Source organism: Amycolatopsis sp. TRM77291, assembly GCF_054166285.1.
This window is the reverse complement of the sequence record NZ_JBSZHF010000001.1, coordinates 865,470-890,385: the sequence shown is the minus strand read 5'-3', so window position 1 is coordinate 890,385 and position 24,916 is coordinate 865,470. Positions and strand designations below refer to the sequence as shown.

The 24,916-nt window shown below is 65.9% G+C and carries 21 protein-coding genes, 1 tRNA gene and 1 pseudogene; 2 read left to right on the top strand and 21 right to left on the bottom strand.

Annotated features, from left to right (window positions below; all coding sequences use genetic code 11):
* Positions 1-3 precede the first annotated feature (3 nt).
* From ACXIZN_RS04275 to ACXIZN_RS04225, 11 genes are all read right to left on the bottom strand, one after another.
* Positions 4-246 carry a hypothetical protein gene (locus ACXIZN_RS04275; RefSeq protein WP_400563116.1) on the bottom strand — a complete coding sequence of 81 codons (243 nt, stop codon included), beginning with the start codon at positions 244-246 and terminating at the stop codon, positions 4-6.
* Between the two features lie 62 nt (positions 247-308).
* Positions 309-935, bottom strand: a complete 627-nt coding sequence (locus tag ACXIZN_RS04270; protein ID WP_457952642.1) for a prepilin peptidase — start codon at positions 933-935, stop codon at positions 309-311.
* A gap of 457 nt (positions 936-1,392) precedes the next feature.
* Positions 1,393-1,836 (bottom strand): hypothetical protein, encoded by a 444-nt coding sequence (locus ACXIZN_RS04265; RefSeq protein WP_457952641.1) that lies wholly within the window; start codon positions 1,834-1,836, stop codon positions 1,393-1,395.
* A 15-nt stretch (positions 1,837-1,851) separates the two neighbouring features.
* Complete coding sequence (locus ACXIZN_RS04260) at positions 1,852-3,558, bottom strand: hypothetical protein (protein WP_457952640.1); 1,707 nt, start codon at positions 3,556-3,558, stop codon at positions 1,852-1,854.
* 245 nt (positions 3,559-3,803) lie between these two features.
* Positions 3,804-6,221: a hypothetical protein gene (locus ACXIZN_RS04255; RefSeq protein ID WP_457952639.1), complete on the bottom strand. Its 2,418-nt coding sequence runs from the start codon at positions 6,219-6,221 to the stop codon at positions 3,804-3,806.
* 10 nt (positions 6,222-6,231) lie between these two features.
* Positions 6,232-6,555, bottom strand: coding sequence for a hypothetical protein (locus tag ACXIZN_RS04250; protein ID WP_457952638.1), 324 nt, complete (start codon positions 6,553-6,555; stop codon positions 6,232-6,234).
* Complete coding sequence (locus ACXIZN_RS04245) at positions 6,555-7,421, bottom strand: DUF4417 domain-containing protein (RefSeq protein ID WP_457952637.1); 867 nt, start codon at positions 7,419-7,421, stop codon at positions 6,555-6,557. Before ACXIZN_RS04245 ends, ACXIZN_RS04250 begins: the two co-directional genes overlap by 1 nt.
* A 246-nt stretch (positions 7,422-7,667) precedes the next feature.
* Positions 7,668-8,762 (bottom strand): ParB/RepB/Spo0J family partition protein, encoded by a 1,095-nt coding sequence (locus ACXIZN_RS04240; RefSeq protein WP_457952636.1) that lies wholly within the window; start codon positions 8,760-8,762, stop codon positions 7,668-7,670.
* On the bottom strand, positions 8,762-9,649 hold the full coding sequence (locus ACXIZN_RS04235; RefSeq protein ID WP_457952635.1) for a replication-relaxation family protein: 888 nt from the start codon (positions 9,647-9,649) through the stop codon (positions 8,762-8,764). The genes ACXIZN_RS04240 and ACXIZN_RS04235 overlap by 1 nt, the downstream gene beginning before the upstream one ends.
* Positions 9,650-9,652: 3 nt before the next feature.
* Positions 9,653-11,854 (bottom strand): ATP-binding protein, encoded by a 2,202-nt coding sequence (locus ACXIZN_RS04230; RefSeq protein ID WP_457952634.1) that lies wholly within the window; start codon positions 11,852-11,854, stop codon positions 9,653-9,655.
* Positions 11,851-12,348 (bottom strand): hypothetical protein, encoded by a 498-nt coding sequence (locus ACXIZN_RS04225; protein ID WP_457952633.1) that lies wholly within the window; start codon positions 12,346-12,348, stop codon positions 11,851-11,853. The genes ACXIZN_RS04230 and ACXIZN_RS04225 overlap by 4 nt, the downstream gene beginning before the upstream one ends.
* Before the next feature lie 368 nt (positions 12,349-12,716).
* On the opposite strand from ACXIZN_RS04225, the gene ACXIZN_RS04220 reads away from it, so the two are divergent.
* A complete protein-coding gene (locus ACXIZN_RS04220) occupies positions 12,717-13,229 on the top strand; it encodes a hypothetical protein (RefSeq protein ID WP_457952632.1) in 513 nt (170 codons plus the stop codon).
* A gap of 73 nt (positions 13,230-13,302) precedes the next feature.
* Here ACXIZN_RS04220 and ACXIZN_RS04215 read toward each other — a convergent pair whose 3' ends face one another.
* From ACXIZN_RS04215 to ACXIZN_RS04180, 8 genes are all read right to left on the bottom strand, one after another.
* Complete coding sequence (locus ACXIZN_RS04215) at positions 13,303-14,451, bottom strand: C40 family peptidase (RefSeq protein ID WP_457952631.1); 1,149 nt, start codon at positions 14,449-14,451, stop codon at positions 13,303-13,305.
* Positions 14,448-16,472, bottom strand: coding sequence for a hypothetical protein (locus ACXIZN_RS04210; protein ID WP_457952630.1), 2,025 nt, complete (start codon positions 16,470-16,472; stop codon positions 14,448-14,450). The genes ACXIZN_RS04215 and ACXIZN_RS04210 overlap by 4 nt, the downstream gene beginning before the upstream one ends.
* A gap of 61 nt (positions 16,473-16,533) precedes the next feature.
* A complete protein-coding gene (locus ACXIZN_RS04205; RefSeq protein WP_457952629.1) occupies positions 16,534-19,098 on the bottom strand; it encodes an ATP-binding protein in 2,565 nt (854 codons plus the stop codon).
* On the bottom strand, positions 19,098-19,481 hold the full coding sequence (locus ACXIZN_RS04200; protein WP_457952628.1) for a hypothetical protein: 384 nt from the start codon (positions 19,479-19,481) through the stop codon (positions 19,098-19,100). The genes ACXIZN_RS04205 and ACXIZN_RS04200 overlap by 1 nt, the downstream gene beginning before the upstream one ends.
* A gap of 80 nt (positions 19,482-19,561) precedes the next feature.
* Positions 19,562-19,807, bottom strand: a complete 246-nt coding sequence (locus ACXIZN_RS04195) for a hypothetical protein (protein WP_457952627.1) — start codon at positions 19,805-19,807, stop codon at positions 19,562-19,564.
* Between the two features lie 8 nt (positions 19,808-19,815).
* Complete coding sequence (locus ACXIZN_RS04190; protein ID WP_457960454.1) at positions 19,816-20,532, bottom strand: conjugal transfer protein; 717 nt, start codon at positions 20,530-20,532, stop codon at positions 19,816-19,818.
* Between the two features lie 555 nt (positions 20,533-21,087).
* The gene (locus tag ACXIZN_RS04185; protein ID WP_457952626.1) at positions 21,088-21,936 is read right to left on the bottom strand and encodes a hypothetical protein; all 849 of its coding nucleotides are present in this window, start codon (positions 21,934-21,936) and stop codon (positions 21,088-21,090) included.
* A 1,182-nt stretch (positions 21,937-23,118) separates the two neighbouring features.
* Positions 23,119-23,547 carry a hypothetical protein gene (locus ACXIZN_RS04180; RefSeq protein ID WP_457952625.1) on the bottom strand — a complete coding sequence of 143 codons (429 nt, stop codon included), beginning with the start codon at positions 23,545-23,547 and terminating at the stop codon, positions 23,119-23,121.
* Here ACXIZN_RS04180 and ACXIZN_RS04175 point away from each other — a divergent pair.
* A pseudogene (locus ACXIZN_RS04175) lies at positions 23,452-23,946 on the top strand (recombinase family protein); the annotation flags it as partial. The gene ACXIZN_RS04180 and the pseudogene ACXIZN_RS04175 sit on opposite strands and share 96 nt — an antisense overlap.
* A 33-nt stretch (positions 23,947-23,979) precedes the next feature.
* Here ACXIZN_RS04175 and ACXIZN_RS04170 read toward each other — a convergent pair.
* Both ACXIZN_RS04170 and ACXIZN_RS04165 read right to left on the bottom strand, forming a co-directional pair.
* Complete coding sequence (locus ACXIZN_RS04170) at positions 23,980-24,645, bottom strand: hypothetical protein (RefSeq protein WP_457952624.1); 666 nt, start codon at positions 24,643-24,645, stop codon at positions 23,980-23,982.
* A 131-nt stretch (positions 24,646-24,776) separates the two neighbouring features.
* A tRNA-Leu gene (locus tag ACXIZN_RS04165) sits at positions 24,777-24,853 on the bottom strand.
* Positions 24,854-24,916 lie beyond the last annotated feature (63 nt).

Below are 24,916 nucleotides of genomic sequence, written 5' to 3'. Positions count from 1 at the left end.
AGCTCACAGCAGGTCTTCGTAACCGAGGTCCGCGGCGACGTCTTCGACGAAGTCCTCACCTGGAACACCGGGATGTTCGTTCTCCACGTCCCAGGCCGCGTCGCCGACGGCGTCGCCACCTTCTTCCAGTGCGTCGACGACCATCTCGACCAACCCACGGGCCTGATCATCATCGAGGTCGAAACGCTGGGCCGCGTTCGATGCGGCTTGTTCGAGATCCTGGTCGTACCACGGAGGTTCGTACATCGGCGGGCTCCTTCGCTGGTGTCTGAGCCCTCAGAACATGGCGTTCTCCCCGTGCGTTCGATTCACGCGGCCAATGTCGCGCTCAGAACGGTGGCGGCCAGCATCGGCGGCGCGAGCGGCATACGACCGTCACGAAGACTCCAACGCTTCACGAGCAGGCCGAGCCCGGCGAGCAGGGCGGCCAGCAGATAGGAACCGACGATCCCGGTCAGGAGCCACTTCCACCCCAGCCAGCCAAGCAGCATCCCCAGGGTCGGTGCCAGCTTGACGTCGCCGGGGCCTGGATCACCGGTGAGGACGAACGACACCAGCAGCACGCCGCCCCACACCACGGCGCCGACGAGCGCCATGGTCAACGACGGCGCCGAATCGGTGATCAGCGCCCCGGTGACCAGCGTGATGGCCATCCCCGCGGCCAGGGGCGCGGTGAGCCGGTCCGGTACCCGGTGTTCGACGACGTCGACAGCGGCGGCCGGCACGCCGATCATCGCAAGGAGGGCGCCTGCGGCGACCAGATTGGGCGGCCAAACGGCGGCAGCCGCTCCGACCACGGCGGCTGCGGCCACGATCGCGATGTAGTGGGGGCGCTTCGGCGCCGTCTTGAGAGTGGCGCGGAACAGCAGTGCCGATACCGCGGCCAAGCCACCGCCGAGGACGAACCCGACGACGATACGCAGGTCAACGTTCATCTAACGGTCGGCACCCTCGTCCATCCGATCATCGTCACACGAGCCAGGAGGCTGGCCCGCCGAATCGGCCTTCACGTCGCTCGACCGTGTGAACGCCTTGCCCGTAGGCCGAACCGGATCTCGGCGCCGTACCAAGAGCCGGCTTCATTCGAACGTGCACGGCGGTAGTGCCACCCCGGATGATTCGAGACCGCGAGCCCTCGACGGCACTCGCAGGTGGTCACGCACCACCACCCGGGCCGCACACGCAACCCAGCCTGGCCCACGGGCGGGAAGTGTCCGGCAAGCGCCCCGGTCGCCTTCGTGATGATCTCGCCGAGCGAGGAGCCGCGAACAAGCAGCTGACCGTGCGCCTCGTGGTGTTCGGCGACCCATTCGACGTCGCACAGCTGAGGTTCTGAAGTCGCATTCATACCCGAGACAAGCCGCGGTGATCAGCGGCTTGATGCGGTGAAGCTCAGTCGTGGTCGAGCGCCTCGAGGCCCTCGCGCTCGCCGGCGGGGATCGTGGTCATCCAGGTGTCGAAGTCCTGCAGGACGGCGAGCCGGCCGGAACGCGCCGGCTGCACGGTCGCCGTCGCACCACCGACAAGGTCGAGCCGGAGCCGCGGGCCATCGAGCCGTGCCGCGGTGACCTGGAGCGCCCGACGTCGGATGATCGCCAGATCGAAGACAGGTAGCCGCGTTTCCGGGTCTTGGAAGGCCGTGCTCAGTGGCCGGACCCAGAAGAGAGCGGGCTCATCCGTGTCCCGACGTACGTGCCTGGCCAGCGCGACCCGTTGGCCGCCGTCGATGACGAGTTCGGCGCCAGGCAGCAGGTCGTCGGCCCGCTTCTGTGCGCGGCCGGCGACCAGGTTCTTGAGGATGCGCTCGGCCTCGTCGAGGTCGATCTCACGATTCACGGGTCATCTCTCCTTTCATACCTTCAGAACGTCGTCGATCGGTTTGCCGGCGATATGCGTGATGCCTTTGGCCGTGAACATGGCGTGGATCTCGTCCCGCTGTTTCTTGCTCTCGCAGAGGATTCTCGACGGTCCTTCGGCGCCCAGCAGGTCGATTCCGTCGCCGAACATGACCTCGTTGGCGGGGCTGGAGAAGCCGGCGATCTTGAAGGGATCTCGTGTGGACGACGCGTACTTGCCGGTCTTCGCAGGGTTGACGGCCCCGTAGGTGTCCGCGTTCGCGCCGTAGTAGTCCGCGCGGTGCATCAGCCGCTCAGGTTGGTCCCACACCAGCTTCGGGCCGTCATGCGACGGTGGCGTGCCCAGCACGCGCAGGAAGACGGAACTCGCTCCCCCGGTGAACTTGTCCTGGTCTTCGCTCATGCCGACGCCGCGGCTCACTCCCATCAACGTCCGGCGCTCGGTGGAGGCGAGCACACCGTTCGCCAGCATCGCTTTCAGCCCCGATGCCGACGTGGCGTGGACCAGAGCCTTGCCCTTGAACGCAGTGGTCAGCTTCGGCATCGAGTTGCCGACATCGAATCGGTTCCACGTCAGCCAGCCTCCGGACCGCCGGGGAGCCGGGTCGTAGCCCGCGGTGGCGGCGAGTGCCTCGCCGGTCTGGTGCCCTGTCACCTTCGCTACGGCTTCGCGCAGCACCTTCACCCTCGTCGGTAGCGCCTGTGTGTGTGCGTCCAGCTGGATGTCTTTGGCAAACCGCGCGAGCTGAGCGTCGTCCAGGCCGACGGCGAGGTGAGCACGCTCATGGAAGAGCTCTTGGCGCGTCATCTCCTCGAGCTGATCACCGGTTGCGATGGCTGCCTGCACCTCGGTCTTGCCTGTCAGGTTCTGTGCCTTGACGTTCGCGGCGAGGTAGCCGTATTCGCCTTCGGCTTGGGTCATGGGGCGGTTGGCCAGGTTGAGCTGCCCGAGCCGTTTGACCACGTCCGGGCCGTGTCCTTCACCGGCGGGCGCGACGATCTCGAGCCTGCCGCGCAAGGAGAACTCCGTCGTCTTCGGCGAGTTGACGCTGTAAGGCCGGTAGACGGCCTGGAATCCATCGCCGAGGTTGATCACGTACTCCTTGCCGGCGACCTTCTCCCACCGCGCCATTCCGTTCCAGCTGGCCTGGCCGGTCTCAGAGTCCAGGGTCGGCTTGATCCGGGTCGCGTCACGCAGGAGGCCGGCGACTCGGTGGTCGCCCTTGTCGCTCGCGAGCACGGGCATCGTCACGGTGACGGTCGCGACGCCTTCGTGCAGGTACGGGGTGACGTGCCCAACGTTCTTCGCTGCGGCGGCCGCTGCCTCGACGTCGGCCAGCTTCGCCGCGTAGTGCGTGAGCATCGCGGAGTCCGCCGACCCCGGACTGTCACCGATATCCGTTGCCGCGGCAGCCATCGCCGCCTTCGCGTCACTGATCTTCTGTTCCGTTGTCGACGGGAGACTCCCGACGGAGAGATCTCCCTCTTTGATGTGGTGGTTCACGCTCTTCGCGGCCGCGATGATCTTGTCGGCGAGCTCGTGCTGCTCGTCGACCGGCAGCCGGCCATGGAGGACCTGCTCGACCTGGACAGGCGCCGTCTCCTTGGTGACGTTGATGGCGTCAAGCAGTTTCTCTTCTGCTTCCTCGCTTACGAGTGCGTGCAGAACGGTGCGAGGACCTTCGGCGCTGGCATAGCTCACCAGGGTGGCACTCGATGCGTGCAGATCGGTCCCGCCCACCAGGATCGGCTCACCGAAGGGCTTACCGACGTCCGGCGTATCTGGGATAGGCGTCAGCGGTTGAGCGCCCGGTTCCGTGGAGCTGTCCGCTTCGGCCGGCGCATGTGCATCAGCGGAGACCACCTCTTCAGGAGGCTCCGGCTCTGCTGCCGGTGTCGAAGGCGTGATCGAATAGCTCGCGTGAGCCGTCTTGGAGTTGGTACCCATCAGGTCGTCCCCGCGTGCTGAAGGGCCGCGGCGTTCTCCAGCTTCAGCTCACCGAGGAAGAACGCCGCGAAATCCTTACGCAGGTTCTTCTTGCGCTCGACCGCGTAGTCGAGGAAGGCCTCAGCGACCTGTTTCGTGGTCACCGAGGTTTCGGCAATGCCATGGTGTTTGGCCGCCCTCGCACGCATCGCCGGAGCCCACTTCATCTGCTTCTGCGCGGCGCCGGCGTAGGCCGCCGACCGCAGCAGCCCGCGCCACTCCGCGTCTGGAACCGATTCGAGGTGCTTGATCACCGAGTGGGCGGCCGCGGGGTTGACCCGGACTCCTTTGGCGAGCTTGCCCGCCTTGAAGGCGTCATACGCTTGGTGGTAGACGGCCGTCGTGTTGTTCGGCCGGAACGACATCGACAGCTTGTCCTGACCGTAGAACTTGAACGATTGCCCGTGGTCGATCGGGACGAGACCGCTCTCTCCGGTCCGGAGGATGTTGCCGGTGTGCGGGTCGTGGTTCCCCAGAGCCCAACTTGCGACGTGCAGGCGGACGATGTCGTCAACGTCGGTCTGCGACCAGGTGGAGGGGTTGCTGGACATCTCGGTCGCGCCGACGAGCATCGGCTGCACGGAGACCGGTTTTCCGTTAATCTTGGTGGCGAATACGGGGACCACGGGCAGACCTGCACGTCGAAGTGCTCGCGAAGTAGCGGCCTCGGCCGCGATGACCGCGCCGCCTCGTGGAGTCGCTTCTCCTTTCGCGAGCCAGGTTTTGCCGTCTGGCCCGGTATGCAGCGTCTTCGGATGTGTGCCGCCGAGGTGTGCAGGTTTACCCGCTCCGAAGTCCCAAGCCTCGACAGCAGCCGGATCGACCGACTTCGGCAAGGCCGAGAGAGCGGCTTTGGTCTGCTTCAGCGCTGAGAGCATCTCGGCGTGCTGACGGCCGAACGCGCTCCTCGGTGCCGCCAAGATCGGCGCCTTCGCGGCCTTGGGTGGCAATGATTTCGTGCTGTTCTTGAGAGCCACCTTCTCTTGCAAGCTGTGCTTCAGTGACGCAACCGCCGCAGTGGATCCATCGGCTTGGTGGACCAGCATCGACTTGCAGAGAGACTTCGTCGCAACCGCGGCTTGATCGGTCGTAAGGAGGCCGGTGGAGACAACGAAGGCTCGCAGGTTCTTGAGTTCCTGTTGGTCCGCCCACGGCGCGATCTCGGTGTGCGCGACTTGGAGCGTCACGTTGTGCGCGAGTGTCGGCTCGACCGGTTTCCAACCGCCCAAGTCCATGTAGGCGACGCCCGCCTGGTGCGAGTGGTCAAGAAACTTGGTCATCGCCGCGATGCCGCCTGGTTCGGCGAGGCTGGGCAGGTCACCGGCACCGAGCGCTTTTTGCAACTCAGCGATGTTGGCTTCGAACGTCACTTTCGTTGCTGCGCGCTCGACGGCGAGGTGCTCGAGGTCGAGCCGTTCCTGCTTCTCGGTCGACGCACGCAGCAGCTTCAGAACCTGCTGGGCCTTGAGTACCTTGGTCTGAAAAGGCGCGATCTGATCGTGGTCCTTCGCGGCCTGTATCGCGGCGGAGAGTTCATGTGGACCGATATCCGTGAACGCCTGGTCGACTTGATGCTTCGCTGCGGAACGTATCGTCTCCAAGTCATCCAGCGCGGGATTGTGGGCCGTCGCCAGCTTGTTTTCCGCGGCGATGAGAGTCGCGACGAGTTCGGGGTCAGCCCACGAGCCGTTGACCTTGGCTGTCTCGACAGCATCCGCAGCCGAGTTGATCGTTTCCTGCGCCGCCTGGACCTCGGCGGCGGTCGGCGTCCAGGACGTGAATCCCGGAGGCACGCTATGGCTTGGCGTTGCGACCAGGCTCGGGTCGACTTGTTGCCACTGCTCCAGGGTCTTTCCTCCGACGGTTTCGCCGGAGTACAAAGCCATGAATCTGTTGACAGCGACGCTTTGGATCGTCTGCTTCGTGATCGCGTCGTCTGGATAGGACGGATCGAGCCAGTGCACCAACGGGTTTCCGATGGTCTCGGACAGTCCCACCAGCGCTGGATGCTTGAAACCGTGCGCTTCTGCGAGCTCCTTGAGCTCGTCCTGGGTCATGCCGTTCAGGAACAGCTCGCACTGGGTGTGCAGGGCATCCTCGAACTCAGTTGGATCACCGCTGAGTTTCGCGATTTCCGCTTGCGCCTCGTGGACCGCCTCCACGAACATCGCGTACCGCTCTTCGATGTCGTCGGGCAGGTCGAGCGTCGTCGGCTCGAAGGGGTTCTCGGGATCAACTCCGTTGAGAGCGAAGCCTTCTACGACCGACAAGGCGATCTCAACATCAGTCCACTTCGGACCGTCCTCGAGCGGCGACTCTTCCGACGCCGACGGGCCGACAGTGTAGGCTGCGTGCTTGGTTTTGGAATTCGTTCCCATGGAGACTCGATCAGCCGGCGCTACCGAGCAGGTCGTCGAGCTGGGCCTGGACAGCGGCAGCGAGATCAGGCGCCGAGGGGATGGGATCGGTGCGTGCGGCGGATGCGGTGAGCGAGTTCTCCCAGATCTCCATGTGAGCGGGGAGGTCGTCCGCCGAGGTCGAAGCGATGCGTTCGCGCCAGGTGAGGCAGCGTTGATACTCCCGCGGGACCCATTCGATGTGCCGGTCGATCCGACCGTCGTCTCCCTGATCGATACCGAGCACCGCGACGACGGTCGTGGCAGCGCCGTACTCGGGTGACCAGCCGAGCAGAATCCACAGTGTCCGCTGCATCAGTTGCCTCCTTCAGGCAAGAGCGACGCCAGGTAGCGCACGGAGCTGGCGAAGGCGTCGGGGATACGGGCTTTCAGGTCCTTGCGCCCTTCCGGAGTCATCACGGCACCGTGGAGCGCGTACTGCGCCGGGTTCTGGCTGACGAGAATCAGCCTGGTGTCGAACAGCTCGACGGCGGTGGCGATGCGGTCTTGGCGGGACAGGCCGGTGATGATGACCGGGAGGTCGTCCGGGATGTTCTCCGCGAGCCAGGTGAGGCCGGGCAATGCCCAGGTTTCCCAGTTCTTGTTCTCGCGCACGGTCTGGAGATTGATCGCGATGGCAGGCGGTGCCGTGTCGGCGATCCACGCGGCGTACCGCTGGAGGTCCTCGAGCCGGAACCAGTAGAGGTTCGGGACGGCCGGCATACCGGCCCGGACGAATTCCTCCGCGAGCAGCAGCGACCTGCGCATGTTGATCAGGTGTTCGGCGCGTGGCCAGTTGCCGTAGATCGAGTAATTGGGGGCCAGGACGAGATCGAACTCGAGCGTCGCCAGCCGGTCGAGCAGCCGATCGCGGTGCCGTGCGGTCCAGAACGCCTCGACCAGCGGGTCCTCCCCGTACCCCGAGAGGACGGTCAGCGCCGTGGCCGGGAGACCTAGCACTTCGGCGGACGTCACTGCTTGATCCCACCGCGGATAGATGGCGTGCGTCTGCGGAGAGAACACGCGACGGAGACCGACAGCGTAGGCAGGCCAGCCCAACGCGGCATCGAGGTCGCCGGCACCGGATCCGTCGACCTGCGGGATGAGCGAGGGCAAGCCTTCGGGCAAGCGGCCGCGGAGGACGACGTCGTCGAATTCGAGGGTCTCCCCGACGTCGGTCATCCACGCCTTGATGTCGGTTCGGGAACCGCATCGAACCGGGCAGCTCGAGCACGCGGTTCCCGTCTGCGCGGTCTCTGCGCGTGCACAGCCGCAGTAGCTGCAGTCCGAGTTGCACCCGGAACAGAGTGGCGCGATCACCGCACCGGGCTCGGCGTCGGTGCCCGCGTACCAGGGGCAGCGCCTGCAGTCGCACCGCGCGGCCGGCGCAGTGGCGGTGGGCAGGCCGAGGAAGACGGACACGGGGATTCACTCCTTTCTGTCGAGCTGATCGGTCAGAAGACGGAGCGATGCCAGATCATGCGCGGAGAGGCGAGCACCGCGAGCCAGCGCGGCGGCCAGGACGCGAAGGCTGGCGAGGGTGTTGTCGACAAGTCGTTGTTCCACCATCGGAACGGGGTCAGCAGTCACCGGTGAGTCGGCGCGGAGCTTGTCGGCACGAGCGCTGTCTGCTTGTTCATGCAGGTGCTCTGCTTCGGCAAGAGCTTCCTCGGGAGTGACCGTCGGGTCGGCCGCAGCGGTCAAGGCCGAGCTCAGCAGCCGGGTCCGGTTGGTCTTCTTCACCGCGGCCCAGATGTCCTGTGCGGCCTGCGCTCGCCCGCGGTTGAGCTCGATGAACCGGATTCGGGTATTGAGGCTGATCTTGGCCTCGTCCATCTCTTCGGCGATCTCGCGAGGCATCTCTGCGAACGCGCGTACCAGCTCGCGCGCCTTCCGCGGGGTCAGCTGCAGGCCGAGTCGGGACAACACCTGAGACCACGGCGCCGCGCATTTCTTGTCGGCGCCACGGATCCGCTCCATGGCGGAGAACCGGGCGATCGGATCATCGATGGCGTAGACGTCGGCGGGGACCTTGTAACCGTGTGCGATCAGCTTGCCCAGCAGCACCGCGCAGCGATCGAGGACGAGTGCGGCCGCCAGTTCGCCGGGGCGCAGGTTCTCGCGAGCGAGATTCTCGACCAGCTGCCAGATCCGGCGTTCCTCATCGGAGAGCGGTCCGGGGCAGATGACTGCCGGGAGTGCGGCGAAGTGCGGGTTGTCCGGCTTGTGGACCGCGCCCCACCGGCAGGCCCTCAGGCGCCGCTCCCCCGCCGTGAGCCTCATGGCGGGCGCCTTGTCTGCGACGTCTATCTCCTCGACGAGAACCGGTTGTAGGACGCCGACGGTCGCGATGGAGGAGATCAGGTCAGCGAGTTCTTCCGGCGCAGTGCTGTCGCCGGGCGCTCGTCCCTGCGAGTCCGTGAATGGAGTTCCTTCGCCTCGCAAGGGAAGTAAGGTGAACCGACGCTGGCGCAACCGGGACGAAAACCCGAGCTGCTCGACGAGGTCAACGGGCTCGTCCATCACGATCCACCGCCGGCCTTGGGCCAGGCGAACGCGGATACCGGCGCGCCGTTCTCGGCGAGCAGCGGCAGTGCGATGTCGGCTGCCGGTCCGTGGTCTCGAAGTCTCCGCAGCGTCGTCCCCAGCGCGCACACGCGATCGCCGGCGAGCGCCAGGCCGTGCATCGCCTGTGCGTAAGCCCGCAGGTCCGCGAGCCGCCGCTCAAGGACGTGCTCGGCAGCGCCGGATAGGACGACGAGGAGCCGCGGGAAGCGCGCGTACCGGCTTCGCCATGCGGGACGCCCACCTGAGTTCGGCTTGCCGGGGATGTAGTCGTGGTACTGGATGTAGGAGCGAAGTTTCTGCGCCAGCCGGGCGACGGGCATGGTCGCGCGGTCCAGCTCGATGAAGAACGTGCGCTGTGACCGCCGCCCGGCGTCGTCAAGGACGTAGTCGAGGACCGCGTCCGCGATGACAACGCCCTGGCGCCGTCCACGGCCGTCACGAAACCGGTGTGCGACCTCCGGAATCCACGACAGCGGTCCGCACTCGTCCCCACGCCGGCGGGCCGTCGTCGTGAAGGCGAGCCCGGTTTCGACGACGTCGAGCGCATGATCCTGCAGCAGCTCCACCGCAGCCGCCCGCGGGATTCGGTACGGGCGGGCATCCACTCGCCCGGACTCCTCGACCAGTTCCGCGCCGCTCTCGGTGACGTACCAAGTCCGGGGAGCATGGTGCCGATGCAAGCCATCGGCAAGCCCATCTGCTTGTAGGGCAAGGAGCTTGTGCTGCACGGTGCGAATCGGCCTCGTCGGCGCGATTAACCGCCGCACTTGCTCCGTAGACACCAAGCGGTGCCAGTAGAGGACTACGAGGGCCTCGCGCTTGAACGGGTCGAGTCGCTGCATCGGTCACTCCACCGTCGACTCGGGCGCCGGCAGCTCGATGCCTGCGCCGCTCCCGCGGGACGGAGGCCGCCCGCGCCGCGAACGAGGTGCCGGCTGGTTGCCGCGCAAGGCGTCGAGGATGCGGTCATCGAGGTCCTCGAGTTCGTCGAGGACCTCGCCGATCGGCCTGCGGGTGAGGTTCCGGTCGAGGCACCGGTCGACGTCGCCGTTCCACTCGGGGTGAAAGTGCTCGGCGAACTCGTCATCCACATGGAGCCCGCGAATCTTGAACGGCGTGGTGCGCTGGCCGCCGAGCGTCACAGTGACGACGTGGTGGAACTGCTCGAGCTCGGTGATCGTCGCGGGCTGGACGAGGCCTCCGTACTCGCGGGCCACGGTCCGGGCGCCGTCGATCGCCGCGGCGCTGGTCATCAGGAGCGACTGATTCTGCAGCAGCGCCCTGCGGGTCTCCGGCGCGAGACGGTCAGGCATCTGGTTCATCGCGTGCAGCGCGACGCGGTACTTCCGCAGCTGTTCCAGGATCGCGGCGAGGTAGCCGCGCGACGCTCCGTCGACCGCGGCGAGCTCGTCGACGAAAGCGTCGCACCTGCGGCGCTGATCGACCGGAGTGTCCGCGCGCGAGCGGCCGGCGCGGAACAGGTCGTAGATCATGAACGAGGTGATCAGCTTGTTCGTCTCGCCGGTGCCGGTGGTACAGACGAAGACGATCTTCCCGGTGTCCATGGCCCGGCGGACGTTGTACGTCGTGACCGACGAGCCGAGGAAGGCGGACAGCGTCGGGCTGGTGCGCAGGCGGTTGATGATGTTCGTGACGACCGTGGTCGCGTCCGGTGCGAGCTTCGTGAACGAATCCGTCCAGTAGCGACGGATGCTCGGCTTCAGTACGCGCAAGACCTCGTCACGCCAGGAGTCGTCGTCGAGGAGCGTCGGGATCTGGAAGATCGTGGGCGCGCACTCGGCAGGCAGTCGCATCGCGAGATAGCAGAGCGCCTCGCACGCCTTGGTCAGAATCGACTTCGCCCGCGGCGCAGAGTCTCCCCATCCCAGCGCCGTGGCGAAAGAGGTGACCACGGCGTCGACGCGGTCCTCGATGTCCTCTTCGGAGAAGCCCTGCATGCTGAGCGGGTTCCAGCCGGGCAGCCGCTTGTCTCGGCCACGGACGTCGAGGTTGACCTCCCACAGCCGATTCCGCAGTTGAGGATCCGAAAGGTACGGTTTCGCGCGCTTCCAGCCGTCAGCATGCGGATCCAGGAACCAGACCCCGCCACCAAGCCGGGCGATCTCAATCGCCTGCGCGAGCGCTTCCTCGGTCTTGCCGAAGCCGGCCTTTCCGAACCTCGCCGAGAACAGCAGCTCGCGGACCGGCACGCCGACGAGCCGGTCCTCGCCGTTGAGGTCGGTGACATAGCCGAGCCGCACCAATCCCGCGCCGGGCTTGTACCGCGGGATCTCCCTGGGAGCAGGCATGACCCAGCCACGGCTCCGGGCGATCACCGGCGACAGGCAACGACCGGATGGCGGCTTCAGCAGTGCCGCGATCTCGCTGGCCGTCACGTAGGACCGGCTGCGTGGCTTGGCCAAGCCGGTGTCGAAGCGCCGGTCGAAAAACCTGCGGATCAGGACCGTGTCCGCGCCGAAATGCCAGCCCAGCACTCGCGGCCCTCGAGCTCGCCAGTAGTTGTCGCCGCGGTAGACGTCGAAGGCGCCGATCACGCTGCGCAGATGTGCCTCGGCTCGGCCGGGGATCTCCGAACGGCAGCGGATCAGCAGCTGGACCGCGAAGACCGGCTCATCCGTGGCGAACTTGTTCGGTACCGGCGTCAACGTTCGCGACGCAGGCCAGCGGCCTCCGCGCGCCGTCGGCACGAACTCGCCGATAATCTCGCCGGCGACCTCAACGAGCGCTCCCGCTACCGTCCCTTCCTGCTTTGCGGTCTGACGAGCAAGGTGGCGGATCCTCGCGGGAGTCAGCGGAATCAGGTCGAGGCAGACGTCGACCGTCTCGCCGAGGTCGGGCCGGACGTCGCCGAGCGCGTTCGCCAGAGCTTGCAGCGGGTCATCCGGCCGGAGGGGCAGCGCCTTCAGCGCGCGGTGGGCCGGTCGCGCGAGAACGAGCTCGGCGCGTGCTACATGTACCTGCGCTCCCTCAGCGGAAGGAGACGTCTCCCCGCTTCGGCGTACCCGGAGATCTCGCAAGAAGTTCATCGTCCTCCCCCGCCCGCACGGAGGTCACTTCGCCCTCGTCCGTGGTCCCGGGAGGTATCTCCTCGGTCGTGCACGTTGCGGCGGATTTCGACTTCGGGGTAGGTCAGCTTGTTGATCACGCCGGTGATCGATTCCCGGCCTTCCACGCTCATGGTCAGCTTCCCGAACGTCTCGTCGGTGCTGAACCGCACCCGGACACCGACCGCGGCCTTCGGCACCCAGCCGTGCACCGGGCGCACGCGGCCGAGCTGGTGCGCGAACGCCAGGACGCCCTGGAGCGACGGGTCGAACGTGGCGGTCGGGAGGAGGTCGTAACTGACTCTGGAGCGGAGGTGGTGGGAACGGAAGTGTCGGTGGAGGACGATGACCGCGATCAGGATCGCGACCACCGCCGTGGTCACCCACCACAGCGCGGGCTCGGCGAGCACGGGGTGGAGATCGAGCGCCTTCGGCGCGCTGGTTCCCTGGATGGCCTGACGGCCATGGGGGAACAAGTCGGCATTCCGAACAGGACGTGCCCATGTGGTCTGACCAGCACCTCTGTCACCAGCCAACAAAACCGCGAGCGAACGGCCGCCCGCTGGGTCGACCGCAACGCCTCGATGTACAAGCAGCCCAATACTCATGAACAAGGCATGCGCGTGCGGCCACGTTTTCATGCAGGCGACGTCGCCTGCCAAGCGATTGCCCTGCCGGTCCGACCACTTCCAGCAGCGGCTGAGGTGCCCGTAACGCCTGGTTCGGCCCCTGTCGTCTTGTCGCCCTACAAGCCAACTTCAGCCGGCACCGGACGGCCGATCTTGGTCAACCGTCAGACACGGTCGCGTGGGCAGGCTCGATTCGCGCTGTGTGACAATAGGACGTGTCACACGATCCCGCGAGCGGCGAGATCCTTCAGGCTGCGTACAAGGTCGACTGGCGCGGCTATTCGATGCCGCCCTCCGAGCAATGGTACCGATCTGACGACGTGCCCGCGGCGTTCAGGCTCCTGGTGGCCACCTCCAACCAAGAGGAAGGGCGGGATGCCTACAACAGGATGCTGTTCGTCATTGGCAACAACCACGCCGGATGCCTCTATCCGGCCGCCGTTCCGGCCGTTCCACTACTCATTCGTGTGGTTCGTGAGCTACGGGGTTGGCCGCGCTGGTCTGCCCTGGAAATCCTCATTGAATGCCTGGCATTCGACGTAGACCGTGAGGAGTTCATCGATCCCTCAGGATCGACGGTCCGTACCAAAGACGCGATCGTCGCTGCCGTGCGCAGTGCCCGTGAAGATATCCAACGTTTAGCACGGGACCAGGTCGTCGTCCCGACCTCCACGTCCGCACAGGACTTACTGGAGCAGTTGGACGACGAATCGTTGGTAGCAGAGTAGCCGACGTATGTCGGTTCGAGTCACTACCTCAGCCTCAATGAACTGTACAAGGTGAGGTAAGCGAAATCAGTGGTTAGCGCGTTAGGCGACTACCGCCTGCATATTCATCCACAACAATTTCGTCTATTCGGACTTCGGAGCCCGAATAGGGCGCGTTGATCATCTTGTTGTCGCCGACGTAGATACCCACATGATGGATAAGGCCAGGGCTATAGAAAACTAGGTCTCCCGGATGCAGAGAATGCAGCCCAGCTTCCTTCGGCACACGTGTTCCTAAAACGAACTGTGCCCGGCTGTTGTGTGGCAAGGTGATGCCGACCTTGGCGTAAGCGAAGAGGACGAGACCGCTGCAGTCGAAGCCGATCTTCTTGTAATCCCCGTGCCGGTCTGCGACACCGCCGTCCCGGATCCCGCGGCTCGGTCCTGCGGCTGTGCCTCCGCCCCAGGCGTACGGCACGCCGAGCTGCGACATCGCGGCGTCGATGACGATCTTCGCTGCCCCGGAAGCGTTGACGGCAGGTTGGAGATCAACCGCGTCGTAGCGCTCGATTCTGGCGAGGACCTGGGTGACGTAGGTCTGGCTGGCGTTGTACCGGAGGAGCGCTGCCCGGAGCTGCCCTTCGTCCTTCAGGTCTCGAGGACCGGTTCCACAGAGATAGGCAGCCGCGCCGAGAGCGGCGTCGAAGGCGTTGTGCGGGTTGCGGGCGCCGTCGTCGTTGCCGTCTTGTTCGACGCCGGCCCAGGTGGTCGTGAGGAACTGGAACGGGCCAACGGCGCGCGCGAAGGTCCCGTCGGGATTTCGGATGGGAGTGCGGTTGCCGCCGACCCCGCTGCCGTCGAGAGCCGGGCCGAGGATCGGTGGGCTGATGTCCCCGTTGGGCGCGATCGTCCGGCCGGACGCGTGGCGGGACTCGACTTCGGCGATGCCTGCGAGGATCGACCAGCGCATCCCGGCACAGGCGGGCCTGATGCCGCCGATGCGCTGAGCACCCTGCTGGTAGGCGGTGAGCATGATGTCCGGGATGCCGGGCACGTGTCCTGGCGTCGAGCGTGAACCGTCTGCTCCCCCGGCGATGACGACGATGATCAGCACAGCGACGAGCACGCAGGCGATGACGGGTCCGAACAGGAGCAAGAGAGCGAGACAGCCCCATCGTTTCGGATGTTCGCGGACCTCGTTGCGGACGTGTTCGGCGACTTGGAGGGCGAGCAGCGGGTTCATGATCGGTGCTCGTTCAACCGGCTACGCAGGCGTTGCGACCACGTCGGCGTGATCGGCAGCATCCCCGGCGGCAGCGGTGTCGGGTCCGGGCTCTGGTTGCGTGGCCTTCTCGGTCCTGTGCTGTCGGGAGTGGGAGCCGCGAGGTCGGTCCCGGTGAATTCGGGAGTGGCCGAAGTCCTGGCGGGCTGAGGCGCAACTGGCGGCTCGCCAGATGAACGGCGGCTACCGAGAACCGACGCCGCGGTGGTCGCGACATTCACCAGTGGGCTTGCGGCGGCGCCGATGTTTCCGGCGTAGGTAGAGGCGTACGCCTTCACAGCGCCCGCCTTCCGCCCAAGCGCGGCCTTCGCGGCGGTGCCCCGTGCGGTGAGGACGGTGTGCGCGCGGTTGGCGGCGGCTGGCCAGGACACCGGGGCACCCAGGGTGAAGGAGACGGCCTTGCTGCCGACCTTCCCGCCCACTTTGCTCGCAGTCACCAGCCGATTCTTCAGGTCATTCGCTGGGGCGATGGCTTCGGTGAAGGCGCCGGCGCCGGTCTTGATCGTGCGGCTGACCCGGTGCGGTCCAGGCTCGACGATGGGCGAGGGCAGGAGTTTCGGCCCGCTACGTGGCCTGCCGAGTCGCTGGACACCGGTGTTGACGCCGGATCGGATTCGCTGAATGTTCGCCATGAGCCTTTTGCGGAACAGGAAGCCGGAGAAGACGACGATGTCGATGACGGCGAACTTGACCAGTTGCGGGCCGAGGTCGGCGAGCATGAGGGACCGCAGGAGAACGGTCATGACGGCGATGAAGAACATGCCCATCAGGAGCTTGGCGATGGTTCCGGCTATCGAGCTGATGCGGTAGGCCAGCTGGTGTTGCAGTGTCGGGATCAGGGCTGCGAGCAAGGCGAGGCTGAGCAGGAGGCCTTCGAAGAGCAGGAAGTACGGGGCAAGGATCTGGATCGCGTTGAGGCAGATGGTGAGGATCGCGAACAGGATCATCGCGATGGCGTACAGCCAGGCACCGAGCATGCGGTCGCCGTCGGCGACCTCGTTGTACTTGCCGTACTCGCCGGGGCAACCGGCCAGCTCGCGGGCCGGCGTGCTGTCTTTGCCGGACCAGGGGCCCTGGTCGAGGATCTGTTTGATCGAGTACTGGCAGCTCCCGGTGCCCTGTTTGCCGGAGACCGGCGTCCCGTAGTTGAGGGTCTCCCAGGGCGCGATGAGCAGGTTGTCGATGAGGGCTTGCCCGATCGGCGCCGCGGGGTTTCCGGTGCCGCCGGGTTGCTTGCCCATGATCACGGCGCTGACGTCGGCGCCGAGATCGCGGCTGAGGCTGAGCACTCCCCCGTCACCGACGAGGAAGTCGACGGGATGGGTGATGATCGCGATGGCCAGGACGTTGATCGCGATCGTGGACACGGTCTCGCGCCAGGCTCGGGTGGTGAGACCGCGCATGAACAGCAGCCCGAGGTAGCAGGTCGCGACGAGCAGGGCCAGTTCTCGAAGCTTCAAGCCCCCGATGACGGTGGTCTGCCAGATCTTCTCGAGGTCCTGCGCAGGTGCCTTGATCCAGTCGACGACGCCGGCGGTCATGGACCATTCGGTGAACCAGACGGAGAAGCCGAGCGCGTACTTACCGACAGCGAAGCCCATGTTCGCCAGCCAGAGCCAGATCGTCGGCATGGGGTTGCTGACCAGCCAGGGCAGGTTGGCGAAGAGGTCGTAGTTGCGCAGGTCGCGGCCGTAGCCGTCGTCGATGGTGAACATGCCCTTCAGGTGGGCTGCGTGTCCGGGATCGTCCTGTAAGGGCAGGGTCGGCGCATCCGGATCGGGGCGGTCCAAGGTCGGCGGGGTCGGCTGCGGAGCGCGGGGATCGGGAATGACAAGGCACAGCGGGTACGGCTGGCAGGGCCGCGGTTCGTTCGGCGGCAGCGGCACGACCTGAGCTGTGGCGGGCGCGGCGTTACCGAGCAGCAGGACGAGCGCGATGGTGGCGAACGCGAGAGCTCTCGCGGCACGCGCGTTGAGCGTCATGAACGTCTCCCGAGATCGCACCGGTGGTGTCCGAGACATGGCGTGTACCAGCGGGTTTGATTCAGGGGCGCCGGACGGTGGGCGTCGTGAGGACGGCTTGAGGCAGCGTCCGATAGGGCTGGGTCAGAATCTTGACCTTGCCGACCCGGCTGGCGTGGTCGCGGACCAGGAACTCCCCGGCGCGCGCTCGGCGTTCGTCTTCGCCGCCCGCGGGATTGAGCGGTGAGAGGTCTTTGGTGACGATCTCCTGGTAGCGGCTGTCGGCGGGATCGATGCCGAGCCACGCGAGTCCGTGTCGAGCGAGACCGCTGTCGCGGTGCCGGCCGAGCATCCGGACGGCGATCAGGCCACGAAGGACTTCGTCACCGAGGTCGCTTTCGGAGTGCGAGCCGAAGGCAGCGTCGGCGCCGTGCTTGCGCCCATCTCGGACGAACTCCAAGGCGATCTGCTGTCCTTCGGGGGTGCCGGTGACGTTGTAGGCCTCATCGCAGATGAATTGGCCCCACCGCTGGGTTCCGAAGCAGATCTCCTTGGCGATCGCGGCGATCAGGAGATGGAAGGCACGGCCGAAGAGCTTCCTCGGCGGGATACGGGCGGCCATGCGCTCGTTGCTCATCTCCAGGGTGTTCGGGAGCGGGACTTCGTTGGTGCAGAAGACCACCATGTCGGCACCGAGCACGGCGACGGGCTCAAGATCGGGGTCGAAGATCGGCTGGGTGATCGGATCGCGGCGAAGGCGCCGTAGTCGGTCGGCGAGGCCTCGAGACGCTGGATCTACGGCGCCATGGTCGGTGAGGACGTCGATGAGGGCGTTGCTGGACGCGGTCGGTGAGCCGCTGACCTGGTCGAGGGCGCGGCCGAGCGCGTCGCGTTCGGCCGAGTTGGATTCCAGGTCCAGCCAGGAGGCGAAGAAGGTTTCGGCGATGCCGGTGCTGGACTTCGTCTTGCCTCGGAAGACCCGCAGGGGATCACAGGAGTGCCGGAGCTCGGCGTTCGCGGCACGCTCGTTGTCGAGCGTGGGATCGATGATGTCGACCACCTGGCAGTTGCCCGGGAGCGCTTTCGCGACCGGTTCCCATTCGCGGCTCCGTGTGCGGTCGATGGCGATCACACGACCGTCGAGCATCAGCCGCACGACGGCAGCGATGTTCTTCAGTACGACCGATTTCCCGGAGCCGAGTTCGCCGATCACCGCGACGCCCCCGGACGAGTCGTGGGTGGGTCCGTAGGTCGGGTCGAGCAGGAACGGGGTGATCGCGCCGCCGTCCAGGACCATGCCGAACAAGGCGCCGCTGGGGTCGCCGAACTCAGCGGACGACATCGGAAGCAGCATCGCGCAGTCGCTGGCGAGGAGGTTCTGGCTGCACTCCCTTACTACGAGCGGCGTCCGGTATCCGGGGAGCAGCGCCTGATAGAGCTGCTTCTGTCCACCGAGCGGCCGCTCCCACTTGTACTCGCCGCCCAAGAACATCTGCCGCAACGTTTTGGCCCGGGCGTCGCACTCGTCGGCGGTATCGCCCCACACGCACGCGACGACGCCGACCTCGAGTTCGATTTCGGTGGTGCTTGCACCGAGGCGGGCGTTCTTGTGCTGGATCTCCTCCTGAGCGGAGTGAACGTCGGCAGGTACACCTGCGGTGTCGCCGCCGTGTTCGTCGTCCTGGCTCATCAGGTCGCGGGTGCGGCGCCGGTTCGCCGCGCGAGCCTCGTCGTTCGTCTTCGCCGCGATGCGCAAGGCGTAGTCGACTCCGAAGCCGATGTTCGCCAGTCGCGACAAGATCTCGTGCCCGGGGAAACTGAAGGCGCGGGGCATCTCCGCGAGAACGAGATAGGCCTGGTAGCTCTCGATGAGCCCGGCGTCGTCGGGCGTGACGCACTTGAGGAACCGCTTGTTCAAGACCTGCAGCGGGTTTCCCAGGCGCTTACCTTCGTCGCTGCGGGCGCCTTCGTCGAACACGGTCCCGCGCAACGTCACCAGCCGAGCGCGGCTTCGGCCACGTGACAGGGTCACGCCGGTGTTGTGCACGGTCGACGCACGTTCGAGCTGAGGCTCGCGAACACCCCGGACCGGGGCGCGGCACAACCACCACAGCAGTTCGGCTTCAGTCGCCGGGCGAAGCGGGATCGCGCCGCCGAGTTCATGCTCGATGACGCGCGCCAGTTCCTGTGCCTCAGCGACGGCTTGAGGCGACGCGGGTCGCGGCGGGAGGCCGAGGCCTGCGCTCAGTGCGGCGCCTGCTGCTCGGAGCAGGGCACGGCCTCCGTCGCGCCAACCGTGGCCGGCGAGAGGTTTGGCGATCCAGTAGCTGCGGCCGAGCACGTCGAGGTCGTCGAGCTGGTCCCAGGCGTTGTGCACCGTTTCCGCCCAGTGCGGGTTCTCGTCGAGGTCGATACCGCCGAGGCAGCGCCGGATGATCGCGTGAGGCTGGACCTGTTCACACAGCGACGCCAGCATCACCTCGCCGCGCAGGGACTTCATGAACGTGACAGTGCGGTTGTAGAGCTCATGCAGCTGCTTGCCCGTCGAGCGAGCACTTTCGCGCGGATGTGCCCGCCACACCGCCCATACCGACCCATCCGCGCAGAACACCAGGTTGCCGCTGATGTCCTGGATCTGGTTCTCCATCACCGGGCTCCGGCGAGCAGCCGCTGCAGGGACGACTTGGGCGCAGGGTTACCCACAGGCCATTGAGCCTTGTCCACAGCGTGCAGGTGGAACCGCAGCGTGCACGACACCGGCCGCTCCGGCCGGTAGGTCCGACCTGCCAGCATTCCCGGGGTCGGCGCGAGCAGATGCGTAACGAGGCCGATCAGCCAGCTAGCGGGCGTCCGCGACTCGATCCGCGCGCGGCGGACGGCTATCGCGGACAACGGCACGCCCCAGCGCGCTGGGCCAAGCCAATCCAGGAGCGGCAGCTTCCAGACGACCAGCAGAAGAACGAGGAAAACCACGCCCTGGGTGAGCGTGTACGGGCCGCCAGGCAAGTATCCACCGTCCCGGCCCGGCATCCGCCCGAACATCCGCGGAAACCGGCGCGACCTCGTGTACGACCGTCCAATCAGGACATCCCCGCGTGCGCGTTGCGCGGTCATTTGGTGAACCAGTCGCCGAACATTCCCGAGACGCCATCGAGGTTGAGCAGGATGCCGAGGAAGACCGCGGCGATCACGCCGTACTTGATCGCACGAGTGAAATTGCCCCGCGTCCCGATCAGCAGGCCGATGCCGCCCACGACGGCCACGAGCAGGATCAGGCGGCGAACAGCCTGGTCTCCCCAAGCGAGGTTGGTGTCGATCCAGGTCTTGACGTCGGCTGCGAGCACGAAGGTCGACATCTCGTCTCCTATTCGCCAGGCAGCTTCGAGAGTGTCGCCGGTGTCCCGGCGAGGAGCGGTGCCGGGTCGATCCGGCTGACCTCCCAGCGCCCGGCCCGCGCGGTGAGGGTCAAGGCGTAATCCACGGTGGTGACCTGACCTATGGCGTCGTAGCCCCAAGCACGCGCCGTCGCGTGGATCTCGGTTCCGTCCAGCGGCCGGGCCGCTTGCCCGGGTTCGAACGACTCGTGGGTTCGTAGCTCCAGCAGCTGAATCTGGGCATACAGCGGCGGGACTATGGCGCCGATGTGTGCGCCGGACGAGATGTAGCGTTCCAGCTCACCTCGACCTGCGAGAAACGCAGCGAGGAAGCCATGGACCGACTGCCCGACCGGCCCATTCAGCTCGGCGGTCTCTGCATAGCCGAGTTCGGGCGCGGCGAGAGCGGGCGGGCAAGCGACCGGCGCCGGCAGCGACGCCGCGACGTAGCCCTGACGACCACCGACGAGGCTGACCTGAGCACAGGCCAGCCTCGCGCGATGTTTTCCGTCCGGCTGCTGGGCCAGCATGTTGGCCGCGACGATCACTGTCCACGAACCTGGCCGCGGTGACACGACCGACAGCGTGCTCGTATCGACCGGAATCTGTGTCCCGACAGCCCGGGTAGACTTCATACCCGCTGGGTAGAAGGCCTCCAGCCCAGCGGAGTCGTCACGGCTGGACGAGAGCCATGCTCGGACGTACATCTCAGCCCAGCCCTGCGGTTGCCCAGCATCGAACGGCTCCGCAGCATGCGGGGTTTCAGGAGGTGCACTCGGCCGCAGCAGCGCCATGCCCACGATCACCGCCAACGGGCTAGCGATGATCACGCACCAACCCAACATCCGGCCGCACCTGCGAGTTGCACCACGAAGGACTGAGTCCAGCCGGGCATCTGGGATCATCCGCGCAATGGGATTCTCGGGATGCTTCATGGCCGCGCCTCGATGCCCATTACCTGATGCAGGCGTTTGCGGAGTTCTCGATCATCGGAATCGGCGAGCGAGTCCAGTACCTCGCAAGCCGGAAACCCGACCTCATCGAGGAAGCGCTGGAGCTCCTCGTATAAGTGCCGATCGACCATCGTCGATAGAAGCCGTCGTCCCAGGTCCCTCGCTCGGACTCGAGCGTGGGCGAGGAGGAGTTCACCGGGGGCTAGGTCGGGACGGAGTCCGGTCACGGAGGCTCCCTGGGGTGTCGGCGGGCTGCGGCACTCAAGGCACGCCCCGATCCACCGACCTTTGATGCACCCGACCGCCGCGTTAGCGCTGTTGCTGCCATTCGCGACCAGCGGTCGCCAAGGTGTCGAGCGCCCGGTTCCTCCGGCGTGTGGCTGTCGGCTGGCTCACCCCGAACATCGCGCCGAGCTGCCGATCGGTCGCCACGCCGTCCCGGCCCATCTGGTCGCCGAAGTATCGCGCGGTGAGGATTGCCGCTTCCTGCTTGTCCAGCCACCGTTGCTCGACCGCCCATGACAGCAGCTCCAACAGTTGTTCAGAAGCGTCCTTTTCAGTCTGTGGCTCCGCCAAGGGGCAGTAGACCGCGTCATCGTCAATGTTCACGACGTCGGCGGCGGCCTGGCTGGTGGCGACACCGAGAGCTCGAAGAGCTGACCGTTGGGTGTCACAAACCAAGTTGGCGGCGACGTGGTGACGTCGGCGAAGGGGGTAACAACGAATCTGCTCCCACAAATGCCCGATGACCGCGGCCTGGACATCGGCATTCGTTTCGTTCAGAGAGACGCCACCTCCGGTCACCCCACGGCGAGCGCCGAAAGTCCCGACCGCGGCTCGGCTCGCGCGAATGACCCTGGCGACAATGCCGGGCACGGCGGCCACCATGGCGTTCAGTACGAGTTCCGCTGCAACGGCTCCTCCGTTGCCGTCGATAGCGGCCCGCTGCAGCAAGGCGTACAGGACTTCGTCGTGGCGTTCGTAGTCGCGGCTGTCCAGGACCTCAGTAAGCCGGCTGTGTGAACTGACGTCGGCCAGCGCCAGGTCGTCCCCCGACCAAGAACTCAGAGCTGTGTCGAACCTTTCGAGCGATTTAGGCCGAGTCAGCTGCCGCTGGAGTGCGGTGAGCGGACTGCAGGCAGATGCGGAGGCGGACATCGCGGTGGCCTTTCGAGCGGCGACAAGATCGCCACGAGGCTCGAAACCACCCCTCGCCCTTTCCCTGGCTCAGATGCTTGCCCTGCGCCGGGGCAAGGCAGTACATCACTCGATCGGGCGTACATGAGGGAGCTCCGTGTCCTCCACGGTGAGAACACGACATCTTCGCGCAAGACTTGACGCCATGCCCGAGACCAGCATCGGCAGCGGTCTCGGAGTCTCCAGAAGCCGACGAGACACGGGTCGCGTGTGGGGCTTGCGATGCGTCAACCCCGGTTGGCGGAATGCAAGCCTGTGTATGCCTTTTGCGCCAGAGGTCTTTTGGGCTCCACTCGACAGTCCCCCTAGCGCGACGAGGTCTCGCCATTGGTCAAAGCTAGTCCTCGGCGACGTCAGGCTGACGGCTAAGCCGTCGATGGTTTGAACTACCGCCATGCGGCGTGCCCCACTGGACGCAACATCTCAAAGGTGCGTCGTCCGACAGCGGGACTACTCTCGACGTCACATCGAGATTTCATCGCGGCGCAAATGGCAAAGTCCCACGCCAATGAATTGTTCGGCACCGATAACGCACATGTCTTCAGAGACATCTTCGGCCCGGCGAGACTGGCCGTGAGACCAGCGAGACCCACACCAGTGCAGGTCTCGCTACCGCGTTGGCCGCCGGGATCACGGTCTCGGAGGGATGATGGGACAAGGAGCCGACGACGAGGCGACCGACCCAACATCGTCCTCCGAAGAGGCCGCGTGGTGCTACGCTCAACCGAGCAAGCGCGGCATTGATCGCACCTTTTCCGGTCACATAGACCGAGTCCACGGAACCGAAGCCGAAATGGTCCGGAAACGACTTTCCGCCGCCACCACTGATCTCTTGCGCTGGGCACGCGAAAGCGCCCATAGCGGATTACACGAGGACGGCGATCCCGCATGATTTCACCCGACGAGTTGACCGCAGCCGCACCGGCTCTGCTGTCCACGCCTGATGGACGCATGACGCAAATTCCGGTATCGGGCCCCTCCGGCTTGTCGGACTACGCGGTGTCACCGCTGGGCATGCCCACCGCGCTCCTCCGGGACGAAGTCCGTGTCGCCTTCCTCGCACGTACCTCCACCGAAGACCAACAAGATCCGCGCCAGTCCATCCTGCGCCAGCTCGGCAACTCCAAGGCCGCCATCCCCGAATCATGGGTGATCGTCGCGCACTTCTACGACGTCGAGTCTGGACGCATGGACCTCGCTTCCCGCGGACGAGGCGAGAACTACGAACGGTTCGATATCCCGATCGCCCGCGACGGCGGCATCACCGACCTTCTGACCGAGGCCGCCAGCCCGAAACGCAGGTTCGACGTCGTCATCTGCGAGAACATCGCACGCGTCGCCCGACGGGCCTTCGAAGGCCTGTCGGTCGAGCGCGAACTCGAGCGAAACGACGTGCCGCTGTTCGCCTCGAACGAGCCGATCACGGTCTCGGGCAGCCGCGCTCAACGGATCCTGCAGCGCCGCATCAACCAATCGGTGGCCGAGTACGAGGTCCTCAACACCCTCGAACAGTCCTGGGGCGGTCTCTGCACTCACGTACGCGAGGGCTGGAACATCGGCAAGCCGTGCCATGGCTACAAAGCGAAAGTCTTCAAGCATCCGAACCCAGCGAAGGCAGCCAAGGGCTACACGAAGTCACGGCTCGAACCTGACGGCCTCAGGGGCGAGACAGTCACTCAGATCGCGTTGTGGCGATACTACGAGCGCCTCGGATGCGACACGATCGCCGACAGACTGAACGCGGACCTGGACAAATACCCGCCTCCCGAGCCGCCGAGCAAGCAACGCGCACGCGGCGTCTGGGGACGATCCAGCGTGTACGACATCCTGCGGAACCCCAAGTACACCGGCTACCAGGTCTTCAACCGACGTGCGACCCGATCGCGCCGGGGTAAGCACAATGATCCGATCAAGTGGATCTGGTCACCGGCGCCGGTGCATGAGCCCTTGATCCCGAAGTGGATGTACGACGCGATCAACGCGGGCTGGAAGACCAAACAGGGGTCACGCGACGCAGAGACACCGAGCACGCATCCAGCCGCCGCCAGGACCTATCTGTTCCGGGGGCGGTTGTTCCATGGTTGCGGCAGGCGTTTGGTCGGTGTACCGCGGCACGACCGGGCGTACTACCTCTGCAGGCCCAGCAACAACAACCGCGGCCGCTCGGACAGGTTCACCGACCACGAGAACGCTCTCTACCTTCGAGAAGACGCCCTGCTCGACGCCGTCGCCAAGTTCTTCGCCGACCGCGTGTTCGGTCCTGACCGTCGCACGGTCCTCGAAGCCGACCTGGCCGGTGCCGACGATCACGCCGCTGCTGAACGAGAGGAAGAACGAGCCAGGATCCAACGACAGCTCGCCGAGATCGCCAAGAAGCAGGCATCGATCCTGAAGCAAGCACAGCAAGGGGACCCGGACGACCCCTTTACGGCCGCATTGCGAGGCAGCTACAACGAACTGGCCAAGGACGAAAAACAACTCCAGGCGAAGATCGCCGCCCTGGACGAGGCGGACTCTGCAACGCCTCGGGGAATGACAGCCGATGAAGTGCCTCTGATCGATGCGCTTCCCTATCTCGCGACAAACCTCGCAACGGCGCCAGAACCGTACCTGCGGGCCCTGTTCGAAGCCGTCCAGCTCGCCATCGTGGTCCACGACGACGGCGAACATGCGACAATCACGATCAAGCTCCCGGCAGACAAGCTGCCGGAGATCGCTCAGGTAGCGGAAAGGATCACCGAACCCATGAACCCTCAAGACCTCCCGGCGCAGCGCGCCGGTTCGGCTTGTGAGGTTCCTGTTGGTGCCCCCGGTGAGATTCGAACTCACACTGGACGGGTTTTGAATCCGTTGCCTCTGCCAGTTGGGCTACGGGGGCGGTGCCCGGTGAACTTTACGGGATCACGGGTGCGCGCCTTCCGCCGGGCCCGGGGTGTGATGC

Bases quoted from the DNA above. Each gene is read 5' to 3' on its own strand.
- ACXIZN_RS04275 (WP_400563116.1), bottom strand. From the start codon at position 246: ATGTACGAACCTCCGTGGTACGACCAGGATCTCGAACAAGCCGCATCG.
- ACXIZN_RS04270 (WP_457952642.1), bottom strand. From the start codon at position 935: ATGAACGTTGACCTGCGTATCGTCGTCGGGTTCGTCCTCGGCGGTGGC.
- ACXIZN_RS04255 (WP_457952639.1), bottom strand. From the start codon at position 6,221: ATGGGAACGAATTCCAAAACCAAGCACGCAGCCTACACTGTCGGCCCG.
- ACXIZN_RS04250 (WP_457952638.1), bottom strand. From the start codon at position 6,555: ATGCAGCGGACACTGTGGATTCTGCTCGGCTGGTCACCCGAGTACGGC.
- ACXIZN_RS04245 (WP_457952637.1), bottom strand. From the start codon at position 7,421: ATGACCGACGTCGGGGAGACCCTCGAATTCGACGACGTCGTCCTCCGC.
- ACXIZN_RS04240 (WP_457952636.1), bottom strand. From the start codon at position 8,762: ATGGACGAGCCCGTTGACCTCGTCGAGCAGCTCGGGTTTTCGTCCCGG.
- ACXIZN_RS04235 (WP_457952635.1), bottom strand. From the start codon at position 9,649: ATGCAGCGACTCGACCCGTTCAAGCGCGAGGCCCTCGTAGTCCTCTAC.
- ACXIZN_RS04230 (WP_457952634.1), bottom strand. From the start codon at position 11,854: ATGAACTTCTTGCGAGATCTCCGGGTACGCCGAAGCGGGGAGACGTCT.
- ACXIZN_RS04215 (WP_457952631.1), bottom strand. From the start codon at position 14,451: ATGAACCCGCTGCTCGCCCTCCAAGTCGCCGAACACGTCCGCAACGAG.
- ACXIZN_RS04210 (WP_457952630.1), bottom strand. From the start codon at position 16,472: ATGACGCTCAACGCGCGTGCCGCGAGAGCTCTCGCGTTCGCCACCATC.
- ACXIZN_RS04205 (WP_457952629.1), bottom strand. From the start codon at position 19,098: ATGGAGAACCAGATCCAGGACATCAGCGGCAACCTGGTGTTCTGCGCG.
- ACXIZN_RS04200 (WP_457952628.1), bottom strand. From the start codon at position 19,481: ATGCCGGGCCGGGACGGTGGATACTTGCCTGGCGGCCCGTACACGCTC.
- ACXIZN_RS04195 (WP_457952627.1), bottom strand. From the start codon at position 19,807: ATGTCGACCTTCGTGCTCGCAGCCGACGTCAAGACCTGGATCGACACC.
- ACXIZN_RS04190 (WP_457960454.1), bottom strand. From the start codon at position 20,532: ATGTACGTCCGAGCATGGCTCTCGTCCAGCCGTGACGACTCCGCTGGG.
- ACXIZN_RS04185 (WP_457952626.1), bottom strand. From the start codon at position 21,936: ATGTCCGCCTCCGCATCTGCCTGCAGTCCGCTCACCGCACTCCAGCGG.
- ACXIZN_RS04180 (WP_457952625.1), bottom strand. From the start codon at position 23,547: ATGGCACGGCTTGCCGATGTTCCAGCCCTCGCGTACGTGAGTGCAGAG.
- ACXIZN_RS04170 (WP_457952624.1), bottom strand. From the start codon at position 24,645: ATGTTCGCCGTCGTCGTGGACCACGATGGCGAGCTGGACGGCTTCGAA.